This window comes from Persicobacter psychrovividus (genome assembly GCF_036492425.1).
Classification (GTDB): Bacteria; Bacteroidota; Bacteroidia; order Cytophagales; family Cyclobacteriaceae; genus Persicobacter; species Persicobacter psychrovividus.
Genome location: NZ_AP025297.1, coordinates 67,176 through 82,253, shown reverse-complemented (window position 1 = coordinate 82,253; position 15,078 = coordinate 67,176). Strand labels below are relative to the sequence as shown.

At 39.9% G+C, this 15,078-nt stretch carries 14 protein-coding genes; 3 read left to right on the top strand and 11 right to left on the bottom strand.

Going from position 1 to position 15,078, the window contains the following annotated elements; all coding sequences use genetic code 11:
* Position 1 precedes the first annotated feature (1 nt).
* Complete coding sequence (locus AABK40_RS21280; protein ID WP_338399281.1) at positions 2 to 1,588, bottom strand: ATP-binding protein; 1,587 nt, start codon at positions 1,586 to 1,588, stop codon at positions 2 to 4.
* A 294-nt stretch (positions 1,589 to 1,882) separates the two neighbouring features.
* On the opposite strand from AABK40_RS21280, the gene AABK40_RS21275 reads away from it, so the two are divergent.
* Positions 1,883 to 3,817 (top strand): ankyrin repeat domain-containing protein, encoded by a 1,935-nt coding sequence (locus tag AABK40_RS21275; RefSeq protein ID WP_338399280.1) that lies wholly within the window; start codon positions 1,883 to 1,885, stop codon positions 3,815 to 3,817.
* A 141-nt stretch (positions 3,818 to 3,958) separates the two neighbouring features.
* Here the strand turns inward: AABK40_RS21275 and AABK40_RS21270 are convergent, their stop codons facing one another.
* The 5 genes from AABK40_RS21270 to AABK40_RS21245 form a co-directional block, all read right to left on the bottom strand.
* On the bottom strand, positions 3,959 to 4,486 hold the full coding sequence (locus tag AABK40_RS21270; protein WP_338399279.1) for a GNAT family N-acetyltransferase: 528 nt from the start codon (positions 4,484 to 4,486) through the stop codon (positions 3,959 to 3,961).
* A gap of 225 nt (positions 4,487 to 4,711) precedes the next feature.
* Positions 4,712 to 5,122, bottom strand: a complete 411-nt coding sequence (locus AABK40_RS23900; RefSeq protein ID WP_421953330.1) for a HipA N-terminal domain-containing protein — start codon at positions 5,120 to 5,122, stop codon at positions 4,712 to 4,714.
* Positions 5,115 to 5,327: a helix-turn-helix transcriptional regulator gene (locus tag AABK40_RS21255; protein ID WP_338399278.1), complete on the bottom strand. Its 213-nt coding sequence runs from the start codon at positions 5,325 to 5,327 to the stop codon at positions 5,115 to 5,117. Before AABK40_RS21255 ends, AABK40_RS23900 begins: the two co-directional genes overlap by 8 nt.
* A 250-nt stretch (positions 5,328 to 5,577) precedes the next feature.
* The gene (locus tag AABK40_RS21250) at positions 5,578 to 6,759 is read right to left on the bottom strand and encodes an ATP-binding protein (protein ID WP_338399277.1); all 1,182 of its coding nucleotides are present in this window, start codon (positions 6,757 to 6,759) and stop codon (positions 5,578 to 5,580) included.
* A 98-nt stretch (positions 6,760 to 6,857) separates the two neighbouring features.
* Positions 6,858 to 7,475 carry a recombinase family protein gene (locus AABK40_RS21245; protein ID WP_338399276.1) on the bottom strand — a complete coding sequence of 206 codons (618 nt, stop codon included), beginning with the start codon at positions 7,473 to 7,475 and terminating at the stop codon, positions 6,858 to 6,860.
* 320 nt (positions 7,476 to 7,795) lie between these two features.
* Here AABK40_RS21245 and AABK40_RS21240 point away from each other — a divergent pair, with 320 nt between their 5' ends.
* Both AABK40_RS21240 and AABK40_RS21235 read left to right on the top strand, forming a co-directional pair.
* Positions 7,796 to 8,068 (top strand): IS1/IS1595 family N-terminal zinc-binding domain-containing protein, encoded by a 273-nt coding sequence (locus AABK40_RS21240; RefSeq protein ID WP_338399275.1) that lies wholly within the window; start codon positions 7,796 to 7,798, stop codon positions 8,066 to 8,068.
* A gap of 44 nt (positions 8,069 to 8,112) precedes the next feature.
* Positions 8,113 to 8,547: an IS1 family transposase gene (locus AABK40_RS21235; RefSeq protein ID WP_338399274.1), complete on the top strand. Its 435-nt coding sequence runs from the start codon at positions 8,113 to 8,115 to the stop codon at positions 8,545 to 8,547.
* A gap of 106 nt (positions 8,548 to 8,653) precedes the next feature.
* Here AABK40_RS21235 and AABK40_RS21230 read toward each other — a convergent pair whose 3' ends face one another.
* From AABK40_RS21230 to AABK40_RS21210, 5 genes are all read right to left on the bottom strand, one after another.
* Positions 8,654 to 10,243, bottom strand: coding sequence for an ATP-binding protein (locus AABK40_RS21230; protein ID WP_338399273.1), 1,590 nt, complete (start codon positions 10,241 to 10,243; stop codon positions 8,654 to 8,656).
* 72 nt (positions 10,244 to 10,315) lie between these two features.
* On the bottom strand, positions 10,316 to 10,726 hold the full coding sequence (locus AABK40_RS21225) for a helix-turn-helix domain-containing protein (protein ID WP_338399272.1): 411 nt from the start codon (positions 10,724 to 10,726) through the stop codon (positions 10,316 to 10,318).
* Positions 10,723 to 11,034 carry a type II toxin-antitoxin system HigB family toxin gene (locus tag AABK40_RS21220; RefSeq protein ID WP_338399271.1) on the bottom strand — a complete coding sequence of 104 codons (312 nt, stop codon included), beginning with the start codon at positions 11,032 to 11,034 and terminating at the stop codon, positions 10,723 to 10,725. The genes AABK40_RS21225 and AABK40_RS21220 overlap by 4 nt, the downstream gene beginning before the upstream one ends.
* 52 nt (positions 11,035 to 11,086) lie before the next feature.
* Positions 11,087 to 14,224 (bottom strand): relaxase/mobilization nuclease domain-containing protein, encoded by a 3,138-nt coding sequence (locus tag AABK40_RS21215; protein WP_338399270.1) that lies wholly within the window; start codon positions 14,222 to 14,224, stop codon positions 11,087 to 11,089.
* Entirely contained in the window at positions 14,224 to 14,568 is a 345-nt protein-coding gene (locus AABK40_RS21210) for a plasmid mobilization protein (RefSeq protein WP_338399269.1), read from the bottom strand. The genes AABK40_RS21215 and AABK40_RS21210 overlap by 1 nt, the downstream gene beginning before the upstream one ends.
* Positions 14,569 to 15,078 lie beyond the last annotated feature (510 nt).

Genomic DNA, 15,078 nt, shown 5'->3' with positions numbered 1-15,078 from the left:
ACTACAACTCCTCCGTCTTAAACCAATCCAAATTCCTATCCTTCTCATTAAAATGCATCCCGATCAAAACGATCTTTCGGCCATAATTCAGATACGGTTCATAGTATTTTTTCTCATGAATCTGATCCAAGGCTTCACCTCTTTCGCCATCTTTCGGCTGCGGTGCATTAACCTTGAATTTGATCACATAAATATGCGTTGGGCTTTCCATCGTCATATCGATCCGACCGGTGGAGATCGATTCTTCCGTTCTGCATTTTAGCCCAAGCCCAGCCATGAAACTGAACATCACCGAAGCGTAGAACCCCTCATATTTTTGAATGTTGTTTTGAACATAATTATTGAAAGGAATGGCGGCAAACATCGCACGGACACTGGCTTCGAATTGCTCTAAGTCATTTTTGAATAAGCTACGTGCAGCTTCATTTCGTTTCAAAAGGCGGTTAGATTCTACCGAAGTCAGACTGATTAAAAAGAGCATGTTCAAGGTCATTCGAACTTCACGATTAGGGGTGGCAAGTACATAGCTGCTCCCGCCAAAAGGCTCTTGAATCTCTTCCGTAATCGTCAAATAACCTGCCTGCCAGAGCAAAGAAGGTAAATTAAAATTACTTAGTGTAAATTGCTTTAATTCCTGTGAAGACAATTCCAAGTTTTCCAAATCGTAAGTTTCATATGCACCTTTCTCAAACATCTTGGTCAAAAAAGATGGCTGGCCTGAATCCCACCAATAATTATCAAATTTCCCTTTTTTCTTTAGAAATAACAGAATGTCATATGGGTTGTAAACCTTCTCCCCGAGGTAATTATAGCCATTATACCAAGCTTGGACTTCTTCCATATCAATCCCGTCGAAGTAATCTCCGAAACAGGTATTCAACTCGTGTTGCGTAAACCCACAAATGGATGCATATGAACTATCCAGGGTAATGTCTTCAAAGTTATTTGCCCCACTAAAAAGACCTACTCCAGTAAATTTGGTTATTCCGGTCATGAAGCAAAAACGGATATACTGATCTGAGGCTTTGATGGCTGAATAAAACCCACGAAGAACATCCAACGATTTTGAAGCCAAGTCATCATCGTTCGATAGCGTATCTTGAATTGGTTTGTCATATTCATCAATCAAGACCACTACCTTACTTTGATACCTTTCATACAAGGTGCGAATCAATTCCGATAATTGTGGACCATGCCCTGATTTTTTAAAATTGTCCAAATCCAATTCGAACTTATGGCAATTATCAATCAGAGCATTTGTCAGTTGCTTTTCCAGATCTTCTATGGAAGTGTATTTGATCCCACTCAAATCAATTCTAACTACTGGATATTTCTCCGACCAATCCCATTTGTCATGAATATATAAGCCTTCGAAGAGTTCCTTCTTTCCTTCAAAAAGCGCCTGCAAGGTTGAGCACAGCATCGACTTACCAAAACGGCGAGGACGGGAAAGGAAGTAGTAACCTTTTGGAAGTTTTGTCATTTCGTGAATGTATGCTGTCTTGTCTATATATAGATAATCAGCCCCCCCTGTTCGAAGGTCCTCAAAAGTCTGTATTCCGATCGGCAATGCTTGTCTTTGGCTCATGGGATTATCCATTTTTTTGTATGGTGGTTAAAGATACTGAATTTTGGGGAAATGATGTTGTTACGATTCCTGAATGATGGAGTATACCTACATCCCTATCCCAAAATCGATTCCTCTCCGCTTCCGCTTCTTTTTAAACAAATCATCATCATCATTACGTTGCTTACCGCCATGACCTGTGTCAACACCTCCTCCGACTTGGGTTAAGGTTGCTAAAGTCTGTATTAGTTCGGACAATTTGCACAAATCATTGGGTTTTAGTCAAAGTAATGTAACATATTGCCCAATTGATTTTTGAGAGAAAATATATTTACTCGAATAACCTTTATGTATCGATACCTCAGCCTAAGTTTTTTATTCATTTTTTTGGGACATGGGTTCGCTGTTCTCGCCCAAACAGATAGCGTGTTTTTTCATGGTCAACTCAAAGAGATCAAAGGATATCTTAAATCACATGAGTTCACTCCCGAACAGCTATTAATTTGTGCTGAATATCAATCCAACCAAAGATCATCGGTTTACCTATTCGATCATTATTCCCAATACCTCAAAAGTAAGGAGCTCGAAAAATTATGGACACTGTCTTGCCGGCGATCACATAACAAGCTTTATAAGCGAATAATTAATCATCCTGAATTCAATGTGAAGCAATTTCCCAACTCAATTGGGACTCCAATACGCACTTCCCTGTTCTGTGGTAATAAAAAAGCTCTTCATTTACTACTGAAGCATGGGGCTCAGTTGGATAGCATTATCCCAAATCATACGATAGGTCCTTTGCCTTTTGCATTACGTATCAGCAACTTTAAGATGGTTGACTTATTGATCGCTGAGGGAGTTGAATTAAATACTAAAATAGGTAAAGATCAATCCGTGATCGATTATATGTTTGAGGCTGAATCGCTTTATGAGCAACGAATGAAACGGAGGTCTTCATCAAAACCCAAAAAGAAATATGATACCAGAATCATCGACTTGATTATTTCTCAATCCCATAACCATAGCCCAAGCGATCAAGTCCAGATCATGAATTTTGCGATGAGATTCAACCGTGAGTCTTTGCTTGATAAAATGCTAAAAGAGTGTAATATCGATGAAATCAAGAAAGTTGAGACCTTTTACCTTTATCAAAGTGCAATTATAAATGCGGATAAGGATTATTACCAGAAGTTGATCAATAAGGGCTTTGATGTAAATGCTAAAGACAAAATGGAGGTAAGTCCACTGATGCTGGCTTTTGGTATGGCCGAAACGCCTACGATAGTGAATCATTTGATCGATGCGGGTGCGGATATTGATACCGTCGATCGCATGGGTCAAAACATGTATTTTTATGCTGTAGAAAATGAAAAATTCAATTTTATCCCGCTCTTGACCAGTTCTAAATTAGATATCGATCATATGGACAGCCGCCATTTTACTCCCCTTTGTCATGCTGTTCAAAATCATAAATTAGATATGATCAAAATTCTTCATGCTCATGGCGCTGATGATCATGCAGTCGCTTACAAAAGAAGGTCGCCCATGGTTGTAGCTTATCATAATCATGATTTTGAAGCGATGAAACTGCTTGTCGAGTGTTCTAATCAATATCATACCATACCGCTTAAAATCACTGACCTGTTCGTGCTTTTGGCAAATGCCGATATTGACGTTGTTAAGTTGATTGGGGAGGAGCTTGATATAGACTTGGATCAAAGTATCGGTTTTGCAAATGAGTCAAGCCTATTTTCCGTGGCATGGAGAAATCCCTCTGCAGAGGCTTTAGCCTATGTGCTTCCAAAAATCAAAGACATTCATCAAATTGACCGAGATGGCCTGAATGCCATACTATTAGCGATGCGAAATCCTGTTTATGAAAAAATTGAGTTGCTGATCAATGCAGGCATCAATGTTAATCAAAAGGATCTGGAAGGTAACACGCCCATTGCAGTAGCCATCAAGCAAAAAAACATTGATATTATTGACCTTCTTATCCACGGAGGGGCGGACAAAAATGAATATTCTTCCAATGAAGAATATGGGGACGTTCCTGTGATTTTCGGTGCATTTTCTGATTACTATAACAATAAAAGCGGTTTTGAAACATTCAAAGCATTGATAAATAGAGGTTTTCCTGCTAAAACAGTTAAGCATTTGCCATTTGATTACAAAGCATATATCAACAGCATTAGTACTATATCTGACGATGAAAAAAAATCTTTAATTCAGATGATTGACTCGATATAATGTCCGAACCCCACAAAATTCATCATGAAAGTCAAAAACATGTTTACCCTGATTTACAACGGCTAAAAATGTACTTCCTGCAACAGATTATCAAAACAATCCTTAATCCCATGCCAAAAGAAGAACAATCTGACGACGATTTTAGCAGTGCAATTTAAGCCAATCTTCCCTCTTCATTTCATACTCATAAAACCCCCAATCATTGGCTATTCCCTCATTCACCTTTTTCATTCCACACCTCTGAGAAAGTCGGACTGAAGCAATATTTCCTTGATACATCCGCGCGGTTAATTTTGATAAGTACAACTGATTGAAACCATAGTCCATCAACGCCTTGCATACAGCCGCCCCGTAGCCTTTTCCCCAGTGCACATGATCGATGATATAGCCCAATTCAAGATGATCCGCTTTCTTAAACGAATCAAACAAGCCCGCCTCTCCGATCAGTTTTCCATCCCAAGTTTCAACTGCGAAAACCCCAATGCCTTTGTCATAATCGGCATTGAACCTTTTGAGTTTCTCTTTCAGGCGCTGTGCTGTCCATTCGCCATCAGAATTGGGTATGAACCGCATATTTATCGGATTTTGATAGATTACTAAAAGAGAGGCGATGTCAGATTGGGTAATCTTTCTGACCCTGATTTGATCAGATTGGAGGGTAATATCCATAAGGGTTGAGAATTATTGAGTTAGCATATAAGTATCAAAAACACTTAAAGTTTCAGCTAATGCACTCTTGATTTGAACAACTTCCTCAGCTCGAGGTCTTCCACGAAGATATAACAACCTTTCATCCCGCGAGACATAAAGTTTGATAGGTGTTTTTTACAACCTCATCGACCATTTTAAGCACAGCCTACCTAACTATATTTTACCGATTCAGTAATTATATCATCAATGCTCGCATCGCAAACATCGGTTGAAAATTGCTTCTTTGTCGCATGATATACGATCATAATTCATTATACTTTTTAGCCGTTCCTTTAGCTTTATTAGCGGGATATTTTTGATCGTTTTTGTCAATCTTATTGAGCATAATTTACTCAATGTCAAGGTCATTTTTCTCAGCCAATAAAAGGCATAGGCTAAGACATCCGCCAGTTCCTCAGGAATCAATCCATCAAAAAATGGAAAAAGGGTTTTAGCGTGATATGGGGCTTTTTGAACAGGCAAACTCAGACTGATTGGCCCCCATGTGTTGGATTCACAATAGGCCTCATGATATTGGAACAGATAACCATCATCTGTTTCACTCAATAACCCGACCTCGGTTTTGTGATATAATACCTTCGCCGACCTATTCATTACCAATCATTTTTTGAGGTACAGGAGCCATTTGATGATCAAACAAAGCCAAAACTTCATTAACCTTGTCCATCCGCAAAGTAGCTTTTCCCTGTTCCATTTCACGAACGAATCGCAAACCCACTCCCGCTTTCAGCGCAAGGTCCTCCTGTGTTAAACCAAGCTCTTTCCGCTTGCCTTTTACAAAACTGATCAAATCTTTCATATTATACCCGATAAGGTGTAAAAACATCAACTGAATTCAATATACACCCTTTAGGGTATAATATGAAATTAAAAGGAGTGTTTATACCCGATAAGGTATATTATAGGCGTGACGTTTTAGTATGACTTTTCAAAATATTTCACCCTGTCCCCCCTTGCTTCTATTCACTTCCGTGGATAGGAATTCTCAGATCATCTTATCTCTTTTACCATTTCTCAAACTGAAACAATCGGAACTACGCCCCCAGTCATCAATAGGTCAATCCAAAAACCCACAAGGGAATCACCTGACCTTCACCATATTCGATGTCATCCTTGACGACAAAGGCATCTTCTAAACCTTGGATTTGTTTCATTTTCTTATTTTTCCCACCGACCTCAAAAGTCCATTTTCCATCGATCAAAAAATCTGCTTTGGAGGAGGCTTCTACTTGGTGTTTTACCTGAAGCTGATTCATAATGAACGTTTCTCTCAGATTGCCAACATCTGGTGATTGTTCGGCTATTACGTTCATCAGACTCGGGTTTTGAAGGTACACTTTTTCTACTTTTCGAAGGGTTTTAATTCCTTCTGCTGGATTTTTCAGACTCATGATTAGGCCTGCTTTCTCAAGGTAGATCATCAAATCAGAAAAAACTGGTCGGCTTACACCAATCAACTCTGATAGCTTGGAAACGTTCGGTTTGAACGGCACGCTCTTGGAAATAATGTAAAGCAGGGATTTTAATTTATGAATGGTACCTACCTGTAAGCCAGCAAACTGGGGAATGTCCACTTCCATGATCAAGTTGGTTACATTACTTAACCGATCAGAAAATTGATTTTCCTTGAAAAATGGGTAGTAGCCATGTGCAAGATAATCATGATAATAGTTTAAAGGTCGAACCTTTGATTTGAGTAGCCAGGCCTGATATCGATGGTTCAAAATATCATCCAATGTAAAAGTAGGTACCGTTTCTTTGGTGACCATACTTAGGTACTCTCGGAACGATAAACCATGCATATGATAGGTAATCACCCGACGGCTGAGGTCAGCATTTCCCTTGTAAATATCCAATATTGAAGAACCTGTAAACACCACCTTCAGTGATGGAATGTAATCATAAATATCCTTCAGTTCCTGTGACCAATTTTGATATTTATGCACCTCATCAATAAACAAATACTTCCCACCCTTAGCCTCAAATTGAATAGCCAAGTCCAATAATTTATTTTCAGCAAAATATAAGTCATCCACCTTTACATACAAGACTTCTTTAAGCTCGGCATGCTGCAAAATTTTCTGTAAAAGCAAGGTTGTTTTTCCCACCCCCCTTGCTCCAACAATGGCTGTCATTTGGTTTTCCCAGTTAATTTCCTGATCCAAATAACGAATAAAGTCGCTGTTTACTCCTCTTAACAGGAGCATCATCTTATTTCTGAGCGTCTGCATGGTTTAATTTGTGAATTTAATTTCACAAATATAGTAAAAATTGTAAAATTAATTTCACAAAACATATCATATATTGTAAAATACACTTTGCAACAAACTCATTTCTTGCCACTCAACACTCTTCGGCCAGCATTTCTCAGTTCACCATTCGGCCCCACGTAGCGATATAAGGTCTGACGACAAACGCCTAATTCTTTACACAATTCACTCACTTTGGTAGATTTATCTTTCATCGCCGCACAAGCCAAGTGTACTTGATGACGGGTTAAGGCAAACTTCCGTCCACCTTTTCGCCCTCGGGCTCTGGCAGATTCCAAGCCAGCAATGGTGCGCTCACGGATAAGTTCGCGCTCAAATTCTGCCAAGGAAGCGAAAATACTGAAGACGAACTTTCCACTGGCGGTAGTGGTGTCAATACTGGCTCCTTTCCCGGTAAGTACCTTCAGGCCAATACCTCGGTCGGATAGGTTTTGTACAATTTCAACCAAGTGCCTCAGTGACCGACCAAGCCGATCGAGTTTCCAAACCACAAGGGTGTCCCCATCACGCAGGGCCTTCATGCAAGCCTGCAGCCCTGGCCGATCCTCTTTGGCTCCAGAAGCTTTATCGGTATAAATTTGATCTTCACCAATCCCAATTTCTTTCATGGCATCAATTTGCAGGTCGAGCGACTGCTCCCCATCTGCCTTGGATACACGTATATAAGCGATTTGCATATTTTTTCTTCTTTTAGGTATGTGGCAATCTATATGTTATAAAATGATGCTTACACAAAGCAAGCATTACCAAAAAGTGCATTTTAGTGCATTTAGGTCAAGGGTTTATGTGTCAATTAAACGATGGTTTGTACAACACTCCTATTTCTACTTGCAAAATTTCTTAAAAGTGTAACTTAACTTGTAGCTTTATCTATGGCACACATAACCTGTCAAAATTTGAATAAGTTACACCTTTTGACAAAAAAAGGTGGTAGTGGGCTAAACAGGTTGATTAGGGTATATTTATAACATCGTCGCTGCAGCATGGTTTACATGTCATGAGACATTATACCGAAATTACTTGTAAGCATTGTCAAAGCAATGATATTGTGAAAAATGGGCACCGTCCTAATGGAGACCAAAGGTGGAGATGTAAAAGTTGCAAGAAAAGTTTTCAGGTAACTTATCGTTCAAATGCTTATCAGCCAGGCGTTGAAGATAAAATTGATGAAATGACTCTTAATTCCTCTGGTGTGCGAGATATTGCTAGAGTTCTCAAAATAAGTAAGTATAAAGTTATGAGTCATCTAAAAAAAACGTCTGCAAAATAAACCCTTATTTATTAGATCAGTTGGAGCGAGATACTCTGAGTGAATTGGAAGTAGAAATAGGCTATTCAACCGAATGGGACGAGTTTTGGAGCTATGTAGGGAATAAAGCGAATCAACGTTGGACTTGGTATTTGATTGAGAAAAAGTCGGGAATAATCATTGCTTGGGAAAATGGAAGGCGCAAAGACTCCGTTCTAAAAGAGCTATTACTCAAGGTTGCTAAATTCCCTATCAAGATATGCTATACCGATGACTGGGGAGCCTACCAAAGACTTTTCCCTGAAGAGTATCTGCACTTAATTGGTAAGGATGAAACTTGGAGAATAGAACGCAAGAATCTCAACTTCAGACAACACATTAAACGTCTGGCTCGCAGAACTATATGCTTTTCAAAGAGGGAAGATATTCATGACAAGGTGATTAGTATGTATATTGAGCGGTATTATTTCAAACATGGTAAATACTCCGCATCAGCTTAGAATAAAAAGGGTGGATCAACCGAATTGACCCACTACCAAAAAGGTTTTCGGCTTACTCATCCAAAAACCATTATCATATTTTCGAGAGGGTTCACTCAATACCTCTCTAATCGATTTTCAACTCCTCCGGCTTAAACCAATTCAAATTCTTCTCCTCATCACTAAAATGCATCCCAATCAGTACAATCTTCCGACCGTCATTCAAATACGGCTTATAGTATTTTTTCTCATGAATCTGATCTAATGCCTCGCCTCTTTCGCCGTCTTTAGGCTTCGGAGCATTCACCTTAAATTCCACTACATAAATATGAGTGAAAGTTTCCAGCACCATATCGATCCGACCTGAGGAAATAGCTTCTTCGGTTCGGGTCTTTAAACCCAATGCCATCAGATAAGCATAAATAACAGAAGCATAATACCCCTCAAATTTATTGATATTGTTTTGCACATAATTGTTATATGGAATCGATGCAAACATCGCTTTGATGGCTTTTTCGAAATCACCTAATTGATTATCAATGATCGCATCATAAGCCTTATAATTATGATGCTGACTACTTTGTCTTAGGGTGGTTAAATCACTGAAAAATAACTTATTCAAAGAAACCTGAACCTCATTATTCGGGATCGCCATTCTGTAACGGTACCCTCGCATCGGAATTTTTATCTGCTCGGCAATCGTCAGATAACCCGCCTGCCACAATAGCGAAACCAAATTCAGGTGATTCAAATCAAATTGCTTCAACTCCTCCGACGGCAACACCAAATTATCTATCTGATAGGGCATCACCTTTCCTTGAGAAAATATCTTGGTAATAAAACTCGGCTGACCTGAATCCCACCAGTAATTGTCCACCCTACCCTCTTCACTCAAGAATAATAAAATATCATATGGATTATAAACAGGGTCTCCAAGATAGTTATACCCGTTGTACCAGGCTTTTACCTCCTCCATATCGATATCTTCAAAATAATCGCCAAAACAGGTATCCAATTCCTGCTGGGTAAAACCACAAACCGACCCATATTTTGGGCTAAGGGTAATGTCCTTGAAGTTATTCGCACCGCTAAATAAGCCAACACCCGTGAACTTGGTAATACCAGTCATGAAGCAAAAGCGGATATGTTGATCTGAGGCTTTGATGGCTGAGTAAAACCCTCGCAAAACACTTAATGACCTTGCCGCTAAATCATCATCATTCGATAGCGTATCCTGAACAGGCTTATCATATTCATCGATTAAAACCACTACCTTTAAGTTGCACTTTTGATGAATCTTGAAGATTAACTCTTCTAATGCGCTCCCAAGACTGGTTTGAGGTTCCAATTCGATCTCAAACAATAGTGCATTATTTCGTAAAACCTTCCAAATTCTTGCTTCTACATCATCAATATCCTTATACTCTGTCGCTCCCAAATCAATCCTTACCACCGGATATTGCTCTGACCAATCCCATTTATCATGAATATACAAACCTTCAAACAGCTCTTGCTTTCCTTCAAATAAAGCTTGCATCGTTGAGCACAACATTGACTTACCGAAACGACGAGGACGGGAAAGGAAGTAGTAACCTTTTGTTAGTTTTGTCATTTCATGAATATAGGCTGTCTTATCTATATATAGGTAGTCAGCCCCTCCTATTCGAAGGTCCTCAAAGGTCTGTATTCCGATCGGCAATGCTTGTCTTTGGCTCATGGGATTGTCCATTTTTTTGTATGGTGGTTAAAGATACTGAATTTTGGGTGATTCCATACCTTCGAATTAAACTTAGGAATTCATTCCCTTTGAATGCCCAGAACTTGTTGGAGTGATAGGTTGTATCGGGTAATTATCCTGATTGAAAAACAAAGTAGCTGGCACATTGAAGTACTGAACTAATCTCGCAATAATATCTTTTGAAGGGTGCTTTCCTGCAAAAAAGTTGGATATGCTTTGTTTTGAACCAAAATAAGGGATCAAATCCTGTTTTTGTAAGCCTTGTTCTTCAAGTTCAGATAATAAATATTCCTGAACAGACAATTTGCCCAAATCAGAAAAACGCTCGTCTTCATAGGCTTCAATTGCATCGGTCAGCGCATCCTTGAAAATATGCTCGACGGTGTTGAGCTCCTCTTTTTCCAAAAATAAATCAAGCTGAGCAATCGCAATATCAAGCTCATTGTCATTTTTTATTCTCATAGCTTTTCTATTTTTTGTTGATCATATTCTTTGTGCGTAAACAGACCACGAATGAAAAAGGTAGCCCCTGTTTCATAGAATTCTACCTTGGCTACCAACCGGTATTTATTTGCACCAATATTAAATACCACATTCCTTCCCACTTTATCTGGTGCCCTGAATGCACTTTTTAGATCATGAAAATTAGAGAATGAACCACTTTCAACCGTAATCATCCACTTTTTAAGAGGTACCAAGCTATCCGGATGATCTTGTGCGAAATCATGAATCCGCTTTTTACTAATAATCCTATTTCTCTTCTTTAACATACGCAAAAGTACACGTTTTAATTAATTATATCAAAAATAATTCAGCATAAGACTACATCTCCATCCCAAAATCCATACCTCGCCGCTTCTTTTTCTTAAACAAATCATCATCGTCATCGTCATCACGCTGTTTACCGCCATGACCTGCGCCACCGCCTCCCCCGCCTTGGGTCAAGGTTGCCAAACTCTGCATCAGATCATCCCAAAAGCCACCGCCTCCCGATGATCCACCTCCCGCACTCCATTCCATTGGGTAGGCAGATGAATACTCCTGCTCTTCGCTTCGGCTCTCACTAACTGCCAATTCAAAACTGTCAAAGCCCAACGGCTTCAAGCCTATTCCACAATCCTCCAACGGCACGGTGATATTGCTTTCTTCATCAAACAATGAAAATCCGTGCTTTTCGTCCACCCCAATTTTGATATGGTGTCGGTTCATCAGCCAATGTTTCATATCCATGTAATTGTCCGTGGCTTCTACCGCCTTGACAAAAGCATTAAATACCTGCCCCAATTGCTCACTTTTGCACTGAAGATTCTTGCTAAAGGCAAAGTCGGAAATTCCCAAATCCCGTGCGCTCACCTGTCGCCCGTCCGCAAGGATGAAATTCATCCCCTTGACTGCCTTCCCGCTACTTAATTGCTTTTCCGTTCGCTCTACCTTCACATCATAAATCTGCATCTGTTTCTCAAACCCATCAAACCTGCGGTTCAGATACAGGGCGTTGGTGATCTGCAAGCGTAGCAATTGATGTTCAAACATGGTTTTCATTTGCTTGTCGGAAATATTGAAATCCCCCCGATTGAACATCTGCTTATCTTCATCCTTCCAAAATTCAGTATCGCCAAGGACTTTGTTTTGCTTTAGTTCAATGCCCGTTTGCGCCAATGCTCCATTGAAATCCTTGGTGGTCTGACTGCACAAAAAAGTATTGAGAAACATTTTGTCATACTTAATCATTTCCTGCTTCTGCCCCTTCACCGCCTGTTTGAAACGCTCTTCACCAAGGGCATTCATCAATTCAGATAGCTTGAAACTTTGAGTGTGGTTGGAGATTTTCAAGTCCCCTTTTGCTGATTTCTCCACCTCAAAGCCCCGCTTTCTGAAAAAAGGAATCATCTTCGCCCAATGTGGCTTGCCCAAGGATTGGGTCATGACCATTGCCCGAATGGTGTTGTTCCATTCTTTCTTCTCCCCACGGATTATTTTTACAAGTTGGTTCATCGTGGCATTGGAAACCAAAGCCTTATTCACCACGCCATAACTTGCCTGTAAATCAGATCCTTTAAATTGTGTATTCCCGACTTTGTAATTCAGTCCATTGATTTCCCGTGTTCTGGAATGGGTTTCATAACCAACGAATATATTGTCCTTCTCCAAAATGAGATTATAGTCATACAGATTATCCGTCGCCTTCATCGCCAAATCAATTGCTTTCCTCATAGGGGATTGGAACATATCCTTAAGGATTTTTTGAGTGGTCGCCTCCATGTCCGATCCACGGAATTTTTGACCGTTAGGCAGTACAAAGTTTATCCCGTCAGGCTGTCCTGAATATTGGTCATAGGAAAGATTCATTTCAATGCCGTAGTCATCTTTCAGCTTGGTCTGAACTCCCCGCAAGTCGGTAAGGGATTCGGCTTCCTTGATTAGATTGCTTACCAACAACTCGAACTGAACCTTTGAGTTTAGCGGGGATTCCTCCTGCGGTTGAGTTTGTTTCGCCCCTGTCTGAATCTGCTGTGCATTCAACCCAATATCGCTATCCGAAATTGTACTGCCGTCTGCAAGGGTAAATGAAAAGGCTGACAGTTCCCCTGTGGTCGCTTCGGTTACCGCATTCATCTGAATGCCGTATTTTTGATTTAATTCCTGCGCCATTTGCCCCACCGATTCGGCTTCCCGCATTACTTCCTTAATCGCCCGTTCTTCTTTTGACACTTTGGGGAACTGCTTGCGTAGTTTTCCGAACGATACACCCACTGCGCTCCCCTTCACGGGCTTATCGCTGTTCGGTAGGAGGAATTGCACTCCGTAATCTTTCCCTGTCTTAGAATGCTTTAAAATCTCTCCTTTTATCCCAACTTCCTGCAAGCGGGTAAAAAAATCATGTTCATCCTTTGAGGATTTGAAAATCTGCTGAACAATTTCCTTTGCATTGGTTGTATCTACCGTCAATCCGTCATTGTTCTTGTGGATTGCCTCGACTAATTCACCAATCTTAAATCCCATTTCGCTACCCTTGACCTTAGTCCCGTCTGCCATTTTGAAAGAAATTCCATAAGGCTTTTGGGTCTTGGACTGCACCAAAATATTTACCTCAACTTCATGACGGATTTTCATCAATGCCACAAAATCATCCAAACTTTTACATTCAGGGACAATCTCTTTTTTTACCTGCTCAAAAAATGGTTTTAGGCTCTCGCCTTTCTCTGCCCCTCCGTGCAAATAGTGGTCAATCGTTGATGCCGACCAACCAATTTTACTGCCCGAAAAAGCGAAGCCGTCCACTTTGAAACTCAAGCCTTGAAACTGCCCGTCCTCCTGCTTCAGCTGAACATCAATCCCCTGATCTTTCAGTGCTTTTGCCAGTTCAAATTCATTCCTTACCAACTGACTACCAACTAATCCATCAATTGTACTTTTAATGGATTGCATCGCCTTCATCATCTTAGGATTACGGTCTCGGACTTCGAAGTCAAAACCCACTTCCTGCGATAAATCATTCGAAGGGTGAAGGCCAAATTCTTGCTCCAATGCCGTGGTAATTTTGCTGTTATCAAGGTAGTTGAAAGAGTCCTTGACCACCTTCCCATTTTTATCCACTCGGCTCAAAACAAGGTGCACATGCTGATGATCTGTATCGTTGTGTTTGATCACTACATAGTCACAATCCCTATACCCTTTTTGCTGAATAAAGGCCTTTGCAATCTCTGCCATTTGTTCATTGCTTACCTCGTCTTCAGGAGCAAAACTCAAAGAGGTATGATCCACCACTTTTTGTAGTCTTGTGCTCAACGAATGCTGAAAGCCATCAATATGAGCATTGAATTGCATCGCTAATTCATTTGGTATATCAGATAATACTACCAGCTCTGAGCCCAAAAGGATTTCGGCATTTTTACCTTCCTGCAAACAGTAATTGAAGACTCCCAAAAAGTTGGTTCCTAAGTTCGTTTTTGCAATCATCAGCTCAACTTAAAATGCTTTCGGATTTCACAAAGTAACTCTATCAGTTCTGATCGGACAGTCTTCAATGCCTCTCCTTCGGGTGCATAAAACTCATTCATATTCAGTTTTCTTGCGACCTGATTCAGGTTGTTACCGATACTTACCAGCTCTCTGGCCAAAGCAATAGTCTCAGAATGATTAGCGATTTTCAAGGCTCCTTCCTCCATCACCAGTGCACGTAGGATGTCCTGCTTTTTACATTTTCCCTGCTTGGCATAATCCTCCAAACGAGTGAATTCTTCCGGTGAAAATGACACCTCTACCCGGCGTTCTTTGTTGTTAATTGTTTTTGTTCGTGGCATAAAAATATAAGGTTAATATTGAGCAAAGCGATCACTATAATGAAAAGCGAAGCGATGAATTTAATTTTTAAGGGAACCGAAAAAATCGAGTGGTTTAAAGCCGGAAATATATTTTCCGGAATTAAACATGGCTCGCTCCTGCTCTGCAGTATAATGTACAATCTTTTTAAATAACAAGCAAGCCTTTAAACATTACAACAAACTGACCGGCTTCCGTTTAGCTGTACAATTAAAAAGAGCCTTTTCCATCCGTTGAAAAAGAGGATCAGGGTAAAATGGATTTATAAATAGTACTTAGCCAATTAATCACAAAAAGTGTTTTCCTTCCTTTAACCTAAGTAATAATTTTAATTTGTCCCTTTAACCTAAAATATTGTCCCTAAAACATCCTCAAATTGTCCTCAAAATGTCCCCTCAATGTCCTTTTTTGAGGGGCCCACCTGTCTGAATAAAAAACAAAAATTTATAACTATTCGAATAATTATACTGATTTTCATATATTATCCATCA

Bases quoted from the DNA above. Each gene is read 5' to 3' on its own strand.
- AABK40_RS21280 (WP_338399281.1), bottom strand. From the start codon at position 1,588: ATGAGCCAAAGACAAGCATTGCCGATCGGAATACAGACTTTTGAGGAC.
- AABK40_RS21270 (WP_338399279.1), bottom strand. From the start codon at position 4,486: ATGGATATTACCCTCCAATCTGATCAAATCAGGGTCAGAAAGATTACC.
- AABK40_RS23900 (WP_421953330.1), bottom strand. From the start codon at position 5,122: ATGAATAGGTCGGCGAAGGTATTATATCACAAAACCGAGGTCGGGTTA.
- AABK40_RS21255 (WP_338399278.1), bottom strand. From the start codon at position 5,327: ATGAAAGATTTGATCAGTTTTGTAAAAGGCAAGCGGAAAGAGCTTGGT.
- AABK40_RS21250 (WP_338399277.1), bottom strand. From the start codon at position 6,759: ATGCAGACGCTCAGAAATAAGATGATGCTCCTGTTAAGAGGAGTAAAC.
- AABK40_RS21245 (WP_338399276.1), bottom strand. From the start codon at position 7,475: ATGCAAATCGCTTATATACGTGTATCCAAGGCAGATGGGGAGCAGTCG.
- AABK40_RS21240 (WP_338399275.1), top strand. From the start codon at position 7,796: ATGAGACATTATACCGAAATTACTTGTAAGCATTGTCAAAGCAATGAT.
- AABK40_RS21230 (WP_338399273.1), bottom strand. From the start codon at position 10,243: ATGAGCCAAAGACAAGCATTGCCGATCGGAATACAGACCTTTGAGGAC.
- AABK40_RS21225 (WP_338399272.1), bottom strand. From the start codon at position 10,726: ATGAGAATAAAAAATGACAATGAGCTTGATATTGCGATTGCTCAGCTT.
- AABK40_RS21220 (WP_338399271.1), bottom strand. From the start codon at position 11,034: ATGTTAAAGAAGAGAAATAGGATTATTAGTAAAAAGCGGATTCATGAT.
- AABK40_RS21215 (WP_338399270.1), bottom strand. From the start codon at position 14,224: ATGATTGCAAAAACGAACTTAGGAACCAACTTTTTGGGAGTCTTCAAT.
- AABK40_RS21210 (WP_338399269.1), bottom strand. From the start codon at position 14,568: ATGCCACGAACAAAAACAATTAACAACAAAGAACGCCGGGTAGAGGTG.